Genomic DNA, 16,098 nt, shown 5'->3' with positions numbered 1-16,098 from the left:
ATAGTATTGGGGACATTGAAGCGATTAGTTTTTAACAATTATAGGAAGATTACCATAAAAAAAGAAAGCCTGGATTTGACCAGGCTTCCTAATTTCTCCTGTTGATCTCATCCCGGATTCTTGCGGCTTTTTCATAATCTTCATTATTGATCGCTTTATCCAAGAGTTGATTCAGTTTATCAAGACTAAAGTCCTTCAAAGAGTCAGAGCTCCTTGAACTGGGACTAGCTGTTGTCGCTTTCTTAGTTCTCCCGCTTTTTTGATGTTCTTTTCTTTCATCTTCTTCATTGAACTCAATACCGGCCTCTTCCATCACTTTCTTGGCACAGAAAATAGCAGCGTCAAATCTGACTGCTATTGCTATGGCATCGGAAGGCCTTGCATCGATTTCTATCACTTTTCCGGCGCTCTTACAGATGATCTTTGCATAAAAGACACCTTCTCTCATGTCAGAAATCAAAATATGGTCAATTGAGTAATTGAAGTTTGATGCAAATGATTTAAAAAGATCATGGGTCATTGGTCTATTGGGTATGATCTTTTCGATTTCAATAGCAATGGCCTGAGCTTCGAACATTCCTATGACTATAGGCAATCTCCGTATTCCTCCTACCTCACCCATTACAAGGGTAAAAGATCCGGATTGGGAATGATTGGAAGATAATCCAAGAATCTCAAGTTCTATAGTCTGATCCACAGGTTTTATTTTATTGCTTTTACAGCTTCAGTTAATTTTGGTAGTACCTCAAATGCATCTCCTACTATACCATAATCAGCGGCTTTGAAAAAGGGTGCCTCAGGATCTTTGTTGATCACAACGATACACTTTGAGGAATTTACTCCCGCAAGATGTTGAATAGCCCCCGAAATTCCAACTGCTACGTATAAAGTAGGTGCAACTTTTACTCCAGTCTGCCCAACGTGCTCATGATGAGGTCTCCATCCAATATCAGAAACAGGCTTTGAACAACCTGTGGCAGCTCCAAGTTCTTTTGCAAGATTTTCAATCATTCCCCAATTTTCAGGTCCCTTCATTCCACGACCTCCTGACACCACAATGTCAGCCTCTGGAAGAAGAATTTCGCCTTCAGCCTTATCTGTAGAAGTGATTTTTGCAGCAAAATTTGATGCATCTATGCTGATATCCACTTTCTCAACTGAAGCATCAGCACCATCAGTTTTCAGGTCAACAGCATTCTTTTTGATTGCTAAAATCTTATGATTTTTAGAGACGGTAGTCTCTGCAAATGCTTTTCCTGTGTAAATACTTCTTTTGACTTTATAGCCATCAGCTGTTTCAGGAAGTTCTGCAACATTGGAAACCAACCCGGCATCCAATTTGACAGCAAGTCTTGCTGCTACTGCGTCTCCAAGAGATGATTTTGCCAAAACTAAGGTCTCTGCTCCTATTTGCTTATACACTTGCCCTACCGCATCAGCATGAGCTTGGATTACTCCTGCATTCAATTTTTCATCTGCAACATGCAACACTTTTGAAGCACCTGCGCTTCCTACTCTAGCAAGCTCTTCATCAGATATAGTACCCAATGCCAAAGCGATTACTTCACCTGCAGAGGTTCTTTCTGATAATGCTTTGCCGTATGATACAGCTTCTAAGCTGGTTTTTTTAACTGAACCATCAGCATGTTCTATATATACTAAAATTGACATAATTATCTTATTTTGAGATATTTAAAATGATTTGATTAAAGAACTTTTGCTTCGTTTTTCAGAAGTTTGACCAGCTCTTCTACATTGTCTTTGTCTACTAAGGTTACAGAACCTTTTGCAGGTGGGAGTTGGAAAGTAGTGACATCAGTGGCGATCTCACTGTCAACAGGATCTACCACATTTAATGGCTTGGTTCTGGCTGACATGATTCCTCTCATATTTGGAATTTTCCATTCAGCAATTGGTTCCTGGCAACCTGCTATCAAGGGTAATTTTGCTTCCAGAAATTCTTTACCACCTTCAATTTCACGGGCCATCTTCACAGTATCTCCTTCAATATCCAATTTCATTACCGGAGAAATTGATGGCATCCCCAATAATTCACCTACCATTCCATGAACCATTCCTCCATTGAAATCTATAGATTCCCTGCCCATAAGAATCAAATCATAATTATTCTCTTTGGCAATTGAAGCAATTTGCTTTGCTACAAAAAGTGCATCTGTTGGAAAAGCATTGATACGGATAGCATCGTCTGCACCTATAGCCAAGGCTTTTCGAAGAGTGGGCTCTGTTTCGGCTTCACCTACATTCAATACAGTAAGGCTGGCACCCAAGGATTCTTTTAGCTCCACGGCTCTCGCAAGGGCATAATCATCATAGGGTCCGATGATAAACTGAACACCGTTTTTGTCAAACTTGGTGTTATTATCCGTAAACTGTATTTTGGATGTGGTATCCGGTACATGAGTAATACAAACAAGAATTTTCATTTATAAATATTTAGGTTATTTATTTTTAAATTGCGTGAATTTAGTAATAAGGCCATAATTTAAAAAAGATTTCATGAGCAAAATGTCCCGATTAGAAATGCTAAAATCGTTTACTGAACAAGAACCCGAAAACCCTTTCAATTGGTACGCTTTGGCCCTGGAATATAAAGAACTTGACCTTGATCAAAGTATTGAACTTTTTTCAAAATTACTGAAGCAGTTTCCTGCTTATCTCCCCACTTACTATCAAGCTGCAGAAGTTTTTGCCGATTTGGGTAAAATTTCCGAAGCCAATGGGATTTATATCAATGGCATAAAGTTAGCCCAAAGCCAACAAAACAACCATGCCTTAAGGGAATTGAAAAATGCATATCAGAATTTTCAATTCGAAAATGATCTGGATGACTAAGAGACTTTAAGCACAAGCTTTCCAAGCTGTTTTCCTGCTTTCATTTTTTCAAAAGCCTGAACAGCTTTTTCCATAGAAAAAACTTCATCGACTATGGGTTTGATCTGGTGCTTCTTTACAAACCGTAGCATTTCCTTGAAATCCTCATCCGACCCCATAGTACTTCCGATAAGTCTTAGCTGATTCCAAAACACCTTTCTTGCATTAAAGCCATCCGGATTCCCTTTGGTAGCTCCGTAGAACACTATTCTCGCTCCAGGATTACTGACATCAATTAATTGATTAAGCGTGTCACCCATTGCACTGTCAATTATCAAATCAAAACCGCTGGTTTCTTCCAAAGCCAATTTGGTCCAATTTTCATCTTTGTAATTGAATCCATTTTTCACACCCATTGCTTTGGATTTATCCAATTTCTCTTCACTGCTACTGCTGGTGTAAACCTCTGCTCCTATGGCTAAAGCAAATTGAACAGCAAGCTGGGCTACTCCCCCGCCAAATCCTGTAACAAGCACTTTTTTGCTTGACTTGGCTTTCCCTTGGACCATCAAAGCCCTGAATGCAGTCAATCCAGCTAGGGGCAGCGCAGCAGCTTCCTCCCAAGACAAATGTAAAGGTTTATGATATAGGCGGTCAGAGGAGACTATTAGATATTCGGCAAACGTACCATTGTCCGGCATTCCCAAAATACGGAAGTCTTTATTCTGAACTTTTTCCTGACTCCCCCAATGAATTGCTGGATTAATGATAACTTCTTGTCCAATCCATTTGCTATCTACTTTCGAACCTACTTCTTTGACAATTCCGGCACCATCTGAACCTAATACAACACCATCCTTTAAATTGGGATAGAGTCCCTGCCTGCACCACTCATCTCTGTGATTTAATGCTGCTGATTTGATCTGTACTAAAACCTGATTTTCAGAAATGGAGGGGACTTCGATATCACTTAGGGTTATTTTATCGGAGTGGCTGCGATCTAAAACTATTGCTTTCAAAACATATTTATAAAAGGTTGAAAATTGCTCTGCCAGTGCAGAGAGCTTCTTTAAAACTACAATATTCAAACATAATGGTAAATGTAAAAGTTTGGAAAGAACCAAAAAATTAAACCTTATTAAAAGGGAGCAGGATCATTACTCCCCATTCCGCCTGGAAAAGGGTCATCACCATCGGAACCATTTGCTTTACTGGACATAGTTATGGTATTCTTAGAATCAAAATCTTTTCCACTTGCTGAGGAAGGGAATTTACTTCCATATAGAGGTTCCTGTGGCTGATAGGGAACATTCATTTCAAGGTCCGTAAATTTGGTGTATTTGCCAATAAATCTCAACTTAACATTTTCCAAAGAACCGTTTCTGTGCTTGGCAATGATCACTTCACCCACACCTAAAGTAGAATTGTTATCCTCATCTTCTGTGATTCCATAGTATTCAGGCCTATACAGGAACATAACCATATCCGCATCCTGCTCGATGGCTCCGGACTCCCTCAAATCTGAAAGCTGCGGCCTTTTATCGCCCCCTCTTGTTTCTACAGCTCTTGAAAGCTGAGAAAGGGCTATAACCGGAATACTCAATTCTTTTGCGATTTTTTTAAGGGCTCTGGATATACTGGCAATTTCCTGTTCCCTGTTTCCACCTTGTCCACCTGATTTTGAATCTCCGGACATCAATTGAAGGTAATCGATGACCACCATTTGGATGTCATGCTGTGCTTTAAGTTTTCTACATTTTGCTCTTAATTCCAAAATGGATAAAGCAGGCGTATCATCCACAAACAAAGGAGCTTTGGATAATTTTCCTGTTTTGTGCACCAATTGTTCCCATTCATAGTCTGCAAGGTTTCCTTTTTTGATTTTTTCGGAATCCAACTCTGCTTCTGAAGAAATCAGACGATTGACCAACTGAACAGATGACATTTCCAATGAAAATATAGCCACAGGTCTGTTATGATCTACTGCAGCATTTCTCAGTACAGACAAAACAAAGGCTGTCTTACCCATAGCTGGTCTTGCCGCTATAATTACCAAATCTGATTTTTGCCAGCCTGACGTGACCCTGTCAAGAGCTGTGAATCCACTTGGAACACCTGTAAGACCGTCCTTTTGACCTTTTTTGGCTTCCAATTCCAAAATAGCTTCCTTCATGATATCACGCATGTTGGAATAGTTCTTCCGGATGTTTTTTTCTGAGATCTCAAAAAGAGACTGCTCCATTTTATCCAAAAGTTCAAATACATCAGTTGTATCTTCGTAAGCGTCTTTTTGGATTTCTGAAGCTATTTTTATCATCTCCCGTTTCATGGATTGTTCCGTAATGATACGGGCGTGAAATTCAATATTGGCAGCAGAAGAAACCTTGGAGGTTAGCTCGGTAATAAAATATGCCCCTCCAGCAAGTTCCAGTTCACCCTTCTTTCTGAGTTGATTCGTGACAGTTAACAAATCGATAGGTTGACTTTCACTAAATAAATCCAAAATGGCCCCATAAATAGCTTTATGGGCTTCTTTGTAGAAGCTTTCCGGTTTTAGAATATCCACTACGGCCGTAAGTGCATCTTTCTCGAGCATCAATGCTCCAAGTACTGCTTCTTCCAGGTCTATTGCCTGCGGTGGAAGCTTTCCTACGCCTGTGCTTAAGTTCAAATCAGGTTTTCTTCTTCCGCTAATTCGGTTTGGATTATTTTCTGCCATAGAAACAAATGTAAAGTCTTTATACAAGACTTTTTGAACAATTTATTAACGAGATATCCACAACTCCTTCAAATATGCTGAGAGCCAGTTTACTAAAATCAAAACGATGAAAAAAGATTTTTCACGCCTCAAAGGCTATATATTCCAAAAAAATGTTTAGAAAATCGGTGATTTTAAATTTTACTCAAAAAAAGCCTTTACCCTGTGTCTTCATTTACTACTTTTGGTTAAATATTTTTAATTCGCATGAGTAAAAAATTTCATTTTATAGCTATTGGCGGTGCTGTGATGCACAATCTGGCTTTGGCCCTGTTGGAAAAAGGCGCTGAAGTAACAGGGTCTGATGATGAAATCTATGAACCTTCGAGAACCAGACTTGGAAATGCAGGTATTCTTCCGAAAGAAAAAGGTTGGTTTCCGGAAAAAATCCACGATAAGCTGGATGGTATCATTTTGGGAATGCATGCAAGAATTGACAATCCAGAACTTCAAAGGGCAAGGGAACTTGGATTGAATATATATTCCTTTCCTGAGTTTATTTACGAGCAGAGCAAGGATAAAAAGAGGGTAGTGATATCAGGTAGTCATGGCAAGACCACCATTACCTCAATGATTCTCCATGTGCTACAATATCATGAATTGAATTTTGATTTTTTGGTAGGTGCTCAGATTGCTGGCTTTGACTTGATGGTTGGCTTGTCTGAAGCCCCAATTATCATCATTGAAGGTGATGAATACCTGACTTCTCCATTGGATAGACGGCCTAAATTTTTCCACTATTACCATCATATTCTTTTGATGAGTGGGATTGCCTGGGACCATTTCAATGTCTTTCCGACTTTTGAAAATTACAGAGTACAATTCGAAAAACTGGTTGAAATGACTCCTGAAGGAGGATCATTTATTTACTGTAAGGAGGATGAAGAGGTCAGGAAAATTGGGGAATCCCAATCAGGTAAAAATTTCAATGTTTCCCCATACGGTATCCACCCCCATGTAATCCGTGAGGGCAAAACCTATCTGGTACACGAGACTTTAGAAATTCCGATTCATATTTTTGGCGAACATAACCTCCAAAACCTTCAAGGTGCACTTCATGTCTGTTTGGAATTGGGGCTGAGCAAGAGTCAGTTTTACGAAGCCATACAGGAGTTTAAAGGAGCAGCTAAAAGGCAAGAGATACTTGCCCAATCTGACTATAGCATTCTTTTTAGAGACTTTGCTCATGCACCTTCCAAACTAAAAGCCACAGCAGAAGCTGTGAAGAAACAATTTCCTGAAAGAAGGTTAATAGCAGTTCAGGAATTGCATACTTACAGTTCTTTAAATAAGGATTTCGTGGATAATTATGCCCATACTTTTGATGCTGCAGATATTGCAATTGTCTATTTGAATCCAAAAGCTGTATCTTTGAAAAAGCTGGAACTCATGGATGAGGCAACACTGCGCAATGCATTCCAAAGAAATGATCTGAAGGTATTTACAGATATTTCTCAATTGAAAAATTTTCTTGAAGCTCAAGATTATCAGCATACAAATCTTTTACTGATGAGTTCGGGAAATTATGACGATATGGACCTGAATATTTTAAAAATTAAAATCAATCAAAAAACTCACTAATGAACTTAAACTTAAGAACTCCCATTGCATTTTTTGATCTGGAATCAACAGGGACAAACATTTCCACTGATAGAATAGTGGAAGTTTCAATCCTCAAGTTATATCCTGATGGGACAAAGGAAATAAAAACGCACCTGGTAAACCCTACTATTCCAATTCCAAAAGAGGTATCCCTTATTCACGGAATTTATGATGAAGATGTCAAAGATGCTCCTACTTTCAAGGATTTGGCCAGAGATCTTCATCAATTTTTAGCAGGAGCGGACCTTTCAGGCTTCAATGTATTGAAATTTGATATTCCTTTATTGGTTGAGGAGTTTCTCAGAGCAGGAATTGATTTCGATATTGAAAAAAGAAATATTCTGGATTCTCAGAAAATCTTCCATATGATGGAAAAAAGGAATCTCACTGCTGCGTATAAATTTTACTGTGGTAAATCCCTTGAAAACGCCCATAGCGCCGAAGCAGATACCATTGCTTCCTTTGAGGTTTTTGAAGCACAGATCAAACGCTACCAAGGAAAAGAAGCGGAGGATCTCCAAGGCAATAAATTGGGGATTTTCGAAAATGATATGAAAAAAATCCACTCCATCTTAAATGAAAAAATGGTGGATTTAGCCGGAAGGTTTATCTTTAATGAAGATGGAATAGAATGCTTTAATTTTGGAAAGCATAAAGGAAAGCCCATCACACAAGTACTTAAAGAAGAGCCCGGATATTATGATTGGATGATGAAAGGTGATTTTCCACTGGATACCAAAAGAAAGTTCACGCAAGTCAAATTAAGAGCTTTCAATCAAAGGTAGATTTAATCTAAAGCATAAAAAAAGCAGCTGGAGAGCTGCTTTTTTTTATCTATTTCTACTTCTTTCGTAATATTCCAAGGCTGTTGGCATTTGATTGTTCAATTGTTCAATCCTTCTGTTTGGGCCTGGGTGTGTGGATAGAAATTCCGGTGGGGCTCCACCAGAACTACCTTCACTCATCCTAGTCCAGAATTCCGGAGCCTCTCTTGGATCATATCCAGCCAAAGCCATAAAATTCAAACCTAATTGATCGGCTTCCAATTCATGCTTTCTTGAAAATTTTAGCATGCCCAGTTGTCCCCCGATTCCAAAAGCCTGAAGAAACAAGTTTTGTGTTAATGTAGGGTTTTGACCCATAGCGACTTGGACACCTCCAAGAAGTCCGTTAAGCATGAGTCCGTTGGACATTCTTTCTCTACCATGATTGGCAATGGCATGGGCTACCTCGTGCCCCATCACCACTGCTACGCCTGTTTCATTTTGGCAAATTGGAATGATCCCCGTATAGAAAGCTACTTTTCCTCCTGGCATACACCAAGCATTAACTATATCTTCCTGAATCAAGTTGAATTCCCAGGCAAAACCCTGAAGTTCCTTTTCATATCCCTGTTCTTTCATGTATGCCTCTACTGCGTCTGCAATTCTTCGGCCTACCCTAAGAACCATTTGCCCATCAGAAGTATTGGTCACTACATTGCTTTCAGCCATTACTTGCTCATATTGCTCATAAGCAAGCGGTAGAAGCTCTTCATTACTGACAAGGGATAATTGATTTCGGCCGGTCAAGGGTACTCTTGCACAGGAATAAATAAAAAGTCCCAGCACAAACAATAAAACTACTTTCTTCAGCATATTGGTAATATTTTTTGTGAAATTGTCCAAAAAAGATGCCATTTCAAATAATGCTTTTCATTTTTTAAGTAATTTGAAAAACTCAAAATTGAAGACTCCATGAACCAAGAAGCCAAAACTTATCTGAAGCGAATGACAAATCCATTTATTTTCTGGTGGGCTATGTTTTTCAAATTACCCTCAGCGATTTTCTGGAGACTGAGAATCAAATCCTTAACCTTGGCTGAGTGTACTGTAAGTATTCCTTTTTTCTGGAGAAGCCAAAATCCATTCAATTCCATTTACTTTGCAGCTATGGCTGGAGCTGCTGAATTGAGCACTGGAGCTCTTTGCCAGTTGGCAATGGCAGGAAAAGGTCAATTCAGTATGTTGGTGGTTGATTTCAAAGCTGAATATTTTAAGAAAGCCAATCAGAAAATTGCTTTCACCTGCAATCAAGGGGAAGAGTTGAATCAGAAAATTGCCCAACTTGAGGTGGGAAATACAGACCAATTGACAATGGTATCTACAGGTACTAACCCTAAAGGCGAGGTAGTGGCCAAGTTTTTTGTTACTTGGTCTTTTAAAAAGAAAAGTTAATCCTGAAATCTTCTACTTCTGTTGTCAATGGGGTTTCTTCGGTTCAACTCCGGTAAATCTTCCCTTCGGTTTCTTGTTCTTTGATCCAAAAAATTGGTTAGCAATTGTTCCACCCTTTCCCAATCCATGTCCAAAAACTGATGATCCAGATTTGCTATATTGAACTCGATAATGAGGTCATCCATGTCTCTATCGGTCAGGTTATACTCTAGTTTAAGAGCTTGCATGACGGAGTCAGATTGTATCAGTTCAAGGTAATCTTTTTGCCTTGCCAAGATGGCAAGTTTTCTGGCATACTGTCTTTTCTGCCTTTCACTTTTCATAAAATACGAGATTGGACCGTCTAAGGTAAGCCCTGGTTGAAGATTCTCATTGTTACTTAGACCTGCATAGACTTTACCAGGCCCGGTAGGCCGGTCACCTAAAGAACGCATGGTAGATTGATTTCCGGCTTTAAAAGGAATCACCATGCGCTCCCCATATAAATCAAACATAGGAAGCGTACGCGCATCCAGATAGATATCCGTAAAAATATGCGTGTCTTTACCAACAATAAGTTTCTTTGGTATATAATAATCTCTTCGAATTAAAAGGCTGTCTCCTTCTTTACCTTTAACCCTGAAGTAGCCCCGCTCGTTGGTCATGCTACTGTCCTGATTTTGCAGATTGATTACCCAAACCTTATCCAGGAAATTGCGGTCCATTCCTTCTACAACATTTCCTGTAACCACCTGAGCATTTACAGAAAACTTCAGGCTTAGAAGTCCTAGGGTGATCAATATTTGGATTGTTCCTTTCAACATTCAAAAATATCAACAAGCTTGAAACAGAAAAAATTTACTTGGTTAAAATATATTAAGGATGATCCACAAAAAAACGGGAATAATATTGACAAGCTTTAGGAATGAACTAAATTAAAATCACCATTTTAAATTCACTAACATTTCCATAATGAGCTCTGAAAAAATCACCCGATTCGCTCCTACCCCAAGTGGATATTTACATTTAGGCAATATTTATTCTTTTGTGTTGACTCACCATCTTGCCAAAAAAGAAGGCGCTAAAGTACTGCTCAGGATTGATGACATGGATAGGGAGAGAACCAAAAAGAAGTTCGTCAAGGATATTTTTGAAACCTTGGATTTCCTGGAAATCCCTTATGACCTTGGACCAAAAAACCTTAAAGAATTTCAAACTGAATATTCCCAATCAATCAGGTTACCGAAATATCAGGAAGCACTGATAGAACTAAAAGATAAAAACCTGCTGTTTTCCTGTGATTGTAGCCGTAACAAAATCCTTAAAATGAACTCTAGGGGATTTTATACAGGGTTTTGTAGAAACAGGAAGCTTCCCTTTGACAAAAAAGATAGCTCTTGGAGAATTCGTACAGAGCCTACTACACAATTTCATTTGAAGGATCATTCGGGAAAAATTGTCTCTGGAAAATTGCCCGGTATTCTGACGGATTTTGTTGTTCGAAAAAAAGATGGATTACCGGCTTACCAACTATCTTCTTTGGTAGATGACATTTATTTTGGGGTGAACCTTATTGTCAGAGGTAGAGATCTGTATGGATCAAGTCTGGCACAGGTATTTCTTTCTAAGCATCTGGAAGCAAATGATTTTTCTGAGAATGTTTTCCTGCATCACCCCATTGTCAAAGATGAAAATGACCAAAAACTATCAAAATCTTCCGGAAGTACCTCAATTCAGTTTTTACGCAGGGAGGGTAAAAGCAAATCTGCAATTTTTCAGCTTTTGTCCCAAATTCTGGGTTTAAAAGGGAGCTTTTCTAAATTGGGAGATTTTGACATCCTTTTGAAATAGCTAATAAATAAAATGAAAAGGGCTGATCTTTGAAGACCAGCCCAAGCTTAAACTTTTATAGAAAAAAAATTTTACCAATATTTAGCAGGAACCCCTTCCGCTGGAAGAGAGTTTTTGATAAATTCTCTGATATCTTCATTCGAAGTCGCCAAATCTTCAGCACGAAGGTACATCATGTGACCGGATCTATATCCTCTGAAGTGTAATCTATCCTGCATTTTTCCGGAAGGATCCATTTGCCACATGTTGTATTTTGCATTGAAGTAATCTGTACCGCCATCATAATATCCTGATTGGGTCATTACATGCATGTATGGATTTTGAAGCATGGCCTGTGCCAATTGATTTCCTGTGTTTTCATTGCTTCTATCCCAAGGATGAACCGGACCAAAAAGATTATAGGTCAAATCAGTATCGAATTTTAATACATTTTTCGCATAATAATTCATCGCTGGTGAAAAAGCATGGTTCCAAGCAGTCAGTGCAGGATCATAATCGTACCTTTCACCGGCATCAGTCTGGTCTATCCCCCTGTATCTACTGTCAAGCCTTCCTACTGTCAGGCCTTTATCTCTCATAAGTTCCTTCCAATAATAGCTGGTAGGTACTGCCAAGGCATGTTCTAGGATTACTTTTTCGCTAAGTCCAGTATAATAAGCCATTTTCTTGGCAATTTGCTTCCTTTCTTCCGGATCCAGCATGCCTCCTTTTGAAAGGGCAGGGATCAATACATCAAGGGTATAAGCCTCAACTTCAGGAAGAATTTCATCAAGATCTTTTGCCTGAAGATCAGAAGGCAGTACCTCATGATACCAGGAAGTAGCTGCGTAATACGGAAGATAATTGGCCTTCATGACTGGTCCACTCCTATCCAATCCCATTCCGGTCGGTGAAACCAGAATCACACCATTCAGATACATCCAGTGTGAATTTTGCAATTCATGAGCCATTCCAGCTACTCTGGTTGTACCATAACTTTCTCCGATAAGATATTTTGGAGATTGCCATCTGTTCTGTCTGGTAGTGAAGGTTTTGACCCAATCAGACAAATATTTGATGTCAGCATTGATACCAAAAAATGTGGATCTTGGTGTTTCTTTATCTACTATTCTGGAATATCCGGTATTGACAGGGTCAATGTAAACAATATCTGCTACATCCAATATAGAGTGCGGATTTTTGCTCACCCCATAAGGCTGTAATGGATACCCTTCTTCATCAATATTAAGCTTGTAAGGGCCGGTATAGGCCAAATGCATCCACAGAGAACCAGAACCTGGACCTCCATTAAATGAATAAACCAAAGGCCTTTTAGCCTTATCCGTCACATCAGTTCTTTCATAATAGGTGAAAAATAAAGAAGCAATCGGCTCACCGGATTCATTCCATACAGGCATGGTTCCAGCAGTTGCTTTATAAGGAACGCGTTGGCCCTTAATGGTCACTTCCCCGTTGGTCACAGAGCTAGATTCAATTTTAATTTCTCTTTTTTCCTGTGCGACAGACCAACTCATGGTCAGCAGCACTAAGGCTAGTGTCAATAATTGTTTTTTCATAGTAAGCATGATTTTGAGATACACTAAGATAAAGAATGGGATTCTTAACCAACCGAATATTATTTTGAGTCTATTCCTTTTAGGATGAATGGAAAAAAGATAAAGCAAGCGATACCCTGAAGAGATACGATTAGATTTGATGGTCACTTGGTGTATTTTGTTTTGAGGATACCGTCCATGGATAAATTAGATCGCTCTGCAAAACATGATTTATTCTGATCCACATATTCAATTAGTTTCAATAGTTAAAAAATTAAATTATAGATGAAAAATGCAATTTTGGGGTTGAGCTTATTCTTTGTCGTGGGTTTAGGTTTTGCACAGCAAAATCCATCTCAAGGTAATTACGAGCTGGCAGCCCGGTTTTCTCCGGAAAAGTTAAAAAAACTCATTTTCTCCACAGAAGTTAGGCCTCATTGGCTCAAAAACTCAGACAGGTTCTGGTATGAATTTGAAACCACTGATGGAAAGAGCTGGTACATTGTGAATCCTGCCAACAGGTCCAAGACTGAACTTTTTGATAAAGATGCTCTTGCTGCAAAATTAACGCTTGCAGTAAAAGACCCCTTCGATGGACAACATTTGGATTTGAATGATCTCAAATTTGTCGAAGATGAAAATGTGATCCAGTTTAAAGTGAAAAGTACAGAAGAAGTACTCAAAAAAGACTGGGAGGAAATTAAAGAAAAGAATCGCAGCGCTAAGGATTCCTTAGAGAAAAAGACATTTTCATTCAGATATAATCTCAACAATCAGACCCTTACAGAAATTGAAGATCCTGATGAGGATAAAAAACGACTTTCTTGGGCAAATATATCTCCAGATTCTTCAAAGGTGGTGTTTTCCAAGAATGAAAATCTTTTTTGGATGGATAAGGAAAACTTCCTAAAGGCGGTAAAAGATGAAAAGGACAGTACTATTGTAGAGCATCAACTGACCGAGGATGGTGAAAAGGATTATTCTTATGGAAGTTCTGGTAGAGGTGATGATAATGTAGAAGAAGAAAAGAAAAAAGACGACAGAAAAAGAGCTTCTGTGCTTTGGTCCCCAGATTCCAAACAGTTTATCCTAACAAGAACTGATTCCAGACAGGTCAAGGATCTTTGGGTCCTTCACAATGTGCGCAACCCAAGACCTACCTTGGAAACCTACAAATATGCAATGCCAGGGGAAAAAGTACAGCCAGTGACAGAATTGAAACATTACTCTTTTGAATCTGAGTCAATGACTGATTTGGACATCGCAACATTTAAAGACCAAAGTGTAGGTTTATGGTCTGCCAATATCCCCGCCCGGAATCGCGATGATGATTTTAAACCTGTCAAGTGGCTGGGAAATAACAACTTCTTTTATTTTTCCATCACCTCAAGGGATCTGAAAAAAATAGATGTCTACAGGTGGAATATTGCTGACAGCAGCAAGGAGTTGCTTGTAGAGGAAAGAAGCAATACATACATAGAAATCCAAAAACCTGAAATCATCAACAACGGAAGAGAGATGATTCATTGGTCAGAGAGAGATGGTTGGGGCCACTATTACTTGTATGACATGCAGGGCAATATGATCCGGCAGTTGACATCTGGACCTTTTCATGCCGAAAGTATAGAGAGGGTGGATGAAAAAAACCGACTGCTGTACTTCACTGCCAATGCCAGAGAAAAAGGGGAAGATCCTTATTACCTACATCTTTATCGAGTAAGTCTTAACGGTGGAAACATCACACTGCTTAACCCAGGTAATTATGATCATAAGATTGCTATCAATGACGCTGCAAGTTTCTTTGTCAACAACTATTCAAGGGTAAATACTACACCAGCTTCGGCATTACACGATAATCAAGGAAGGAAAATCATGGACTTGGAGGAAGCAGACCTGTCCTCTCTTTTTGCAGCAGGATATAAATTTCCGGAACCATTTAAAGTAAAAGCAGATGATGGCATCACAGACCTTTATGGGGTGATGTATAAGCCTTTTGACTTTGACAGTACCCGTTTCTATCCCATTATAGAGTATGTGTACCCAGGGCCACAAACGGAGGCTGTAAACAAATCCTTTGGAAGGTCAATGGACAGGATTGATCGATTGGCCCAATTGGGCTTTGTAGTTGTCACTGTAGGAAACAGAGGTGGTCACCCGGCCAGATCAAAATGGTATCATAATTACGGTTATGGAAACCTAAGAGACTATGGATTGGCAGATAAAAAAGCTGCTGTAGAACAATTAGCAGACAGACATACCTTTATAGATAAATCAAGAGTAGGTATTCATGGTCACTCCGGAGGTGGTTTTATGTCTACTGCAGCCATGTTGGTTTATCCGGACTTTTTTAAGGTAGCAGTGTCTTCAGCCGGAAATCATGAAAACAATATTTATAACAGATGGTGGTCAGAAAAACATCATGGGGTAAAAGAAGTAATTACACCTAAAGGAGATACTACTTTCGTCTATCAGATAGAAAAGAATCCTGATTTGGCGAAAAACCTGAAAGGCAGGTTACTTCTTGTAACAGGAGACGTCGATAATAATGTACACCCTGCCAATACCATCAGAATGGCCAATGCACTGATCAAAGCCAATAAAAGGTTTGATTTCATCATTCTGCCTGGACAAAGACATGGATTCGGTGATATGACGGAGTATTTCTTCTGGAGGATGGCTGATTATTATGTCCAACACCTTTTGGGGGATTATACTCCTCCTCCCGTTGACATGTTGGAAATACAAAGGGAAAAGGCGCTTACCAAATAAGTGTAAAATCAATTTTCTGATTTAAATGGCCGTCTCGGTTTTGAGACGGTCTTTATTATTTTTAACTTATAAGAAATTACAAATTCACTTTTAACATTTAAAAAAACAAAACCAATGAAAAGACATGCAACTGCCGTTTGGCAAGGTTCAGGAAAAGAAGGAAAAGGCAAGCTTTCAACCCAAACGGGGGTGTTGGAAAACACTCAGTATTCTTTTTCTTCCAGATTTGAGGATGGTAAAGGTACCAATCCTGAAGAATTAATTGCAGCTGCCCATGCAGGCTGTTTTGCCATGAAATTGAGTTTTAGCTTAGGTGAGGCCGGTTTTACCGCCGATGAATTGAATGCCAAATGCACAATAACATTGGCTGATGGCAAAATAACAAAATCCAAAATTGACCTTGATGCAAAAGTACCTGACATTTCTGAAGATGAATTTTCTAAAGCTGTAAAAGACGCCGAAGAAAACTGTCCAATTTCCGTACTCCTGGATACTGAAATTGTAGTAGAATACTCTTTAAGTAAATAAAATCTAAGTTGCTTTCTGTAGCTTTTTA

15 protein-coding genes are annotated in these 16,098 nt (G+C 39.0%); 7 read left to right on the top strand and 8 right to left on the bottom strand.

The window, feature by feature from the left end; all coding sequences use genetic code 11:
* Positions 1–88: 88 nt before the first annotated feature.
* The 3 genes from A33Q_RS05250 to A33Q_RS05240 are packed head-to-tail and all read right to left on the bottom strand — an operon-like array spanning position 89 to position 2,444.
* Positions 89–697: a bifunctional nuclease family protein gene (locus tag A33Q_RS05250; RefSeq protein WP_009032465.1), complete on the bottom strand. Its 609-nt coding sequence runs from the start codon at positions 695–697 to the stop codon at positions 89–91.
* A 5-nt stretch (positions 698–702) separates the two neighbouring features.
* A complete protein-coding gene (locus A33Q_RS05245) occupies positions 703–1,671 on the bottom strand; it encodes an electron transfer flavoprotein subunit alpha/FixB family protein (protein ID WP_009032464.1) in 969 nt (322 codons plus the stop codon).
* Between the two features lie 35 nt (positions 1,672–1,706).
* Complete coding sequence (locus tag A33Q_RS05240) at positions 1,707–2,444, bottom strand: electron transfer flavoprotein subunit beta/FixA family protein (RefSeq protein ID WP_009032463.1); 738 nt, start codon at positions 2,442–2,444, stop codon at positions 1,707–1,709.
* A gap of 82 nt (positions 2,445–2,526) precedes the next feature.
* Between A33Q_RS05240 and A33Q_RS05235 the strand changes: the two genes are divergently transcribed.
* Positions 2,527–2,853, top strand: a complete 327-nt coding sequence (locus tag A33Q_RS05235; protein ID WP_316929404.1) for a tetratricopeptide repeat protein — start codon at positions 2,527–2,529, stop codon at positions 2,851–2,853.
* Here the strand turns inward: A33Q_RS05235 and A33Q_RS05230 are convergent.
* Together A33Q_RS05230 and dnaB are read right to left on the bottom strand one after the other, a co-directional pair.
* Positions 2,850–3,851, bottom strand: a complete 1,002-nt coding sequence (locus A33Q_RS05230) for a quinone oxidoreductase family protein (protein ID WP_040490067.1) — start codon at positions 3,849–3,851, stop codon at positions 2,850–2,852. The two genes, A33Q_RS05235 and A33Q_RS05230, sit on opposite strands and share 4 nt — an antisense overlap.
* 119 nt (positions 3,852–3,970) lie before the next feature.
* Positions 3,971–5,551 carry a replicative DNA helicase gene (gene dnaB, locus A33Q_RS05225; RefSeq protein WP_009032460.1) on the bottom strand — a complete coding sequence of 527 codons (1,581 nt, stop codon included), beginning with the start codon at positions 5,549–5,551 and terminating at the stop codon, positions 3,971–3,973.
* 246 nt (positions 5,552–5,797) lie between these two features.
* Between dnaB and A33Q_RS05220 the strand changes: the two genes are divergently transcribed.
* Both A33Q_RS05220 and A33Q_RS05215 read left to right on the top strand, forming a co-directional pair.
* Positions 5,798–7,171 carry a UDP-N-acetylmuramate--L-alanine ligase gene (locus A33Q_RS05220; RefSeq protein ID WP_009032459.1) on the top strand — a complete coding sequence of 458 codons (1,374 nt, stop codon included), beginning with the start codon at positions 5,798–5,800 and terminating at the stop codon, positions 7,169–7,171.
* Positions 7,171–7,977, top strand: a complete 807-nt coding sequence (locus A33Q_RS05215) for a 3'-5' exonuclease (RefSeq protein WP_016254713.1) — start codon at positions 7,171–7,173, stop codon at positions 7,975–7,977. The genes A33Q_RS05220 and A33Q_RS05215 overlap by 1 nt, the downstream gene beginning before the upstream one ends.
* 45 nt (positions 7,978–8,022) lie before the next feature.
* On the opposite strand, the gene A33Q_RS05210 is transcribed toward A33Q_RS05215, so the two are convergent.
* On the bottom strand, positions 8,023–8,829 hold the full coding sequence (locus tag A33Q_RS05210; protein WP_040490065.1) for a M48 family metallopeptidase: 807 nt from the start codon (positions 8,827–8,829) through the stop codon (positions 8,023–8,025).
* A gap of 99 nt (positions 8,830–8,928) precedes the next feature.
* Here A33Q_RS05210 and A33Q_RS05205 point away from each other — a divergent pair, with 99 nt between their 5' ends.
* Positions 8,929–9,408 carry a DUF4442 domain-containing protein gene (locus A33Q_RS05205; RefSeq protein ID WP_009032457.1) on the top strand — a complete coding sequence of 160 codons (480 nt, stop codon included), beginning with the start codon at positions 8,929–8,931 and terminating at the stop codon, positions 9,406–9,408.
* Here the strand turns inward: A33Q_RS05205 and A33Q_RS05200 are convergent.
* Positions 9,405–10,211 carry a hypothetical protein gene (locus A33Q_RS05200; RefSeq protein WP_009032456.1) on the bottom strand — a complete coding sequence of 269 codons (807 nt, stop codon included), beginning with the start codon at positions 10,209–10,211 and terminating at the stop codon, positions 9,405–9,407. The two genes, A33Q_RS05205 and A33Q_RS05200, sit on opposite strands and share 4 nt — an antisense overlap.
* Before the next feature lie 148 nt (positions 10,212–10,359).
* Here A33Q_RS05200 and A33Q_RS05195 point away from each other — a divergent pair, with 148 nt between their 5' ends.
* On the top strand, positions 10,360–11,238 hold the full coding sequence (locus tag A33Q_RS05195) for a glutamate--tRNA ligase family protein (protein ID WP_009032455.1): 879 nt from the start codon (positions 10,360–10,362) through the stop codon (positions 11,236–11,238).
* 71 nt (positions 11,239–11,309) lie between these two features.
* Here A33Q_RS05195 and A33Q_RS05190 read toward each other — a convergent pair whose 3' ends face one another.
* Positions 11,310–12,794 (bottom strand): S10 family peptidase, encoded by a 1,485-nt coding sequence (locus tag A33Q_RS05190; protein WP_009032454.1) that lies wholly within the window; start codon positions 12,792–12,794, stop codon positions 11,310–11,312.
* 264 nt (positions 12,795–13,058) lie between these two features.
* Between A33Q_RS05190 and A33Q_RS05185 the strand changes: the two genes are divergently transcribed.
* Positions 13,059–15,542, top strand: coding sequence for a S9 family peptidase (locus tag A33Q_RS05185; protein ID WP_016254712.1), 2,484 nt, complete (start codon positions 13,059–13,061; stop codon positions 15,540–15,542).
* Between the two features lie 114 nt (positions 15,543–15,656).
* Positions 15,657–16,070 carry an OsmC family protein gene (locus A33Q_RS05180; RefSeq protein WP_009032451.1) on the top strand — a complete coding sequence of 138 codons (414 nt, stop codon included), beginning with the start codon at positions 15,657–15,659 and terminating at the stop codon, positions 16,068–16,070.
* Positions 16,071–16,098 lie beyond the last annotated feature (28 nt).

The sequence above is a fragment of the Indibacter alkaliphilus LW1 genome, assembly GCF_000295935.2.
GTDB lineage: Bacteria > Bacteroidota > Bacteroidia > Cytophagales > Cyclobacteriaceae > Indibacter > Indibacter alkaliphilus.
The sequence above is the reverse complement of the archived record's forward strand: the minus strand, read 5'-3'. Positions and strand labels throughout refer to the sequence as shown.

Excerpts from the sequence above, each read along its gene's own strand:
- A33Q_RS05235 (WP_316929404.1), top strand. The coding sequence starts at position 2,527 with ATGTCCCGATTAGAAATGCTAAAATCGTTTACTGAACAAGAACCCGAA.
- dnaB (WP_009032460.1), bottom strand. The coding sequence starts at position 5,551 with ATGGCAGAAAATAATCCAAACCGAATTAGCGGAAGAAGAAAACCTGAT.
- A33Q_RS05180 (WP_009032451.1), top strand. The coding sequence starts at position 15,657 with ATGAAAAGACATGCAACTGCCGTTTGGCAAGGTTCAGGAAAAGAAGGA.
- A33Q_RS05240 (WP_009032463.1), bottom strand. The coding sequence starts at position 2,444 with ATGAAAATTCTTGTTTGTATTACTCATGTACCGGATACCACATCCAAA.
- A33Q_RS05215 (WP_016254713.1), top strand. The coding sequence starts at position 7,171 with ATGAACTTAAACTTAAGAACTCCCATTGCATTTTTTGATCTGGAATCA.
- A33Q_RS05195 (WP_009032455.1), top strand. The coding sequence starts at position 10,360 with ATGAGCTCTGAAAAAATCACCCGATTCGCTCCTACCCCAAGTGGATAT.
- A33Q_RS05205 (WP_009032457.1), top strand. The coding sequence starts at position 8,929 with ATGAACCAAGAAGCCAAAACTTATCTGAAGCGAATGACAAATCCATTT.
- A33Q_RS05190 (WP_009032454.1), bottom strand. The coding sequence starts at position 12,794 with ATGAAAAAACAATTATTGACACTAGCCTTAGTGCTGCTGACCATGAGT.
- A33Q_RS05245 (WP_009032464.1), bottom strand. The coding sequence starts at position 1,671 with ATGTCAATTTTAGTATATATAGAACATGCTGATGGTTCAGTTAAAAAA.
- A33Q_RS05210 (WP_040490065.1), bottom strand. The coding sequence starts at position 8,829 with ATGCTGAAGAAAGTAGTTTTATTGTTTGTGCTGGGACTTTTTATTTAT.
- A33Q_RS05185 (WP_016254712.1), top strand. The coding sequence starts at position 13,059 with ATGAAAAATGCAATTTTGGGGTTGAGCTTATTCTTTGTCGTGGGTTTA.
- A33Q_RS05220 (WP_009032459.1), top strand. The coding sequence starts at position 5,798 with ATGAGTAAAAAATTTCATTTTATAGCTATTGGCGGTGCTGTGATGCAC.
- A33Q_RS05200 (WP_009032456.1), bottom strand. The coding sequence starts at position 10,211 with ATGTTGAAAGGAACAATCCAAATATTGATCACCCTAGGACTTCTAAGC.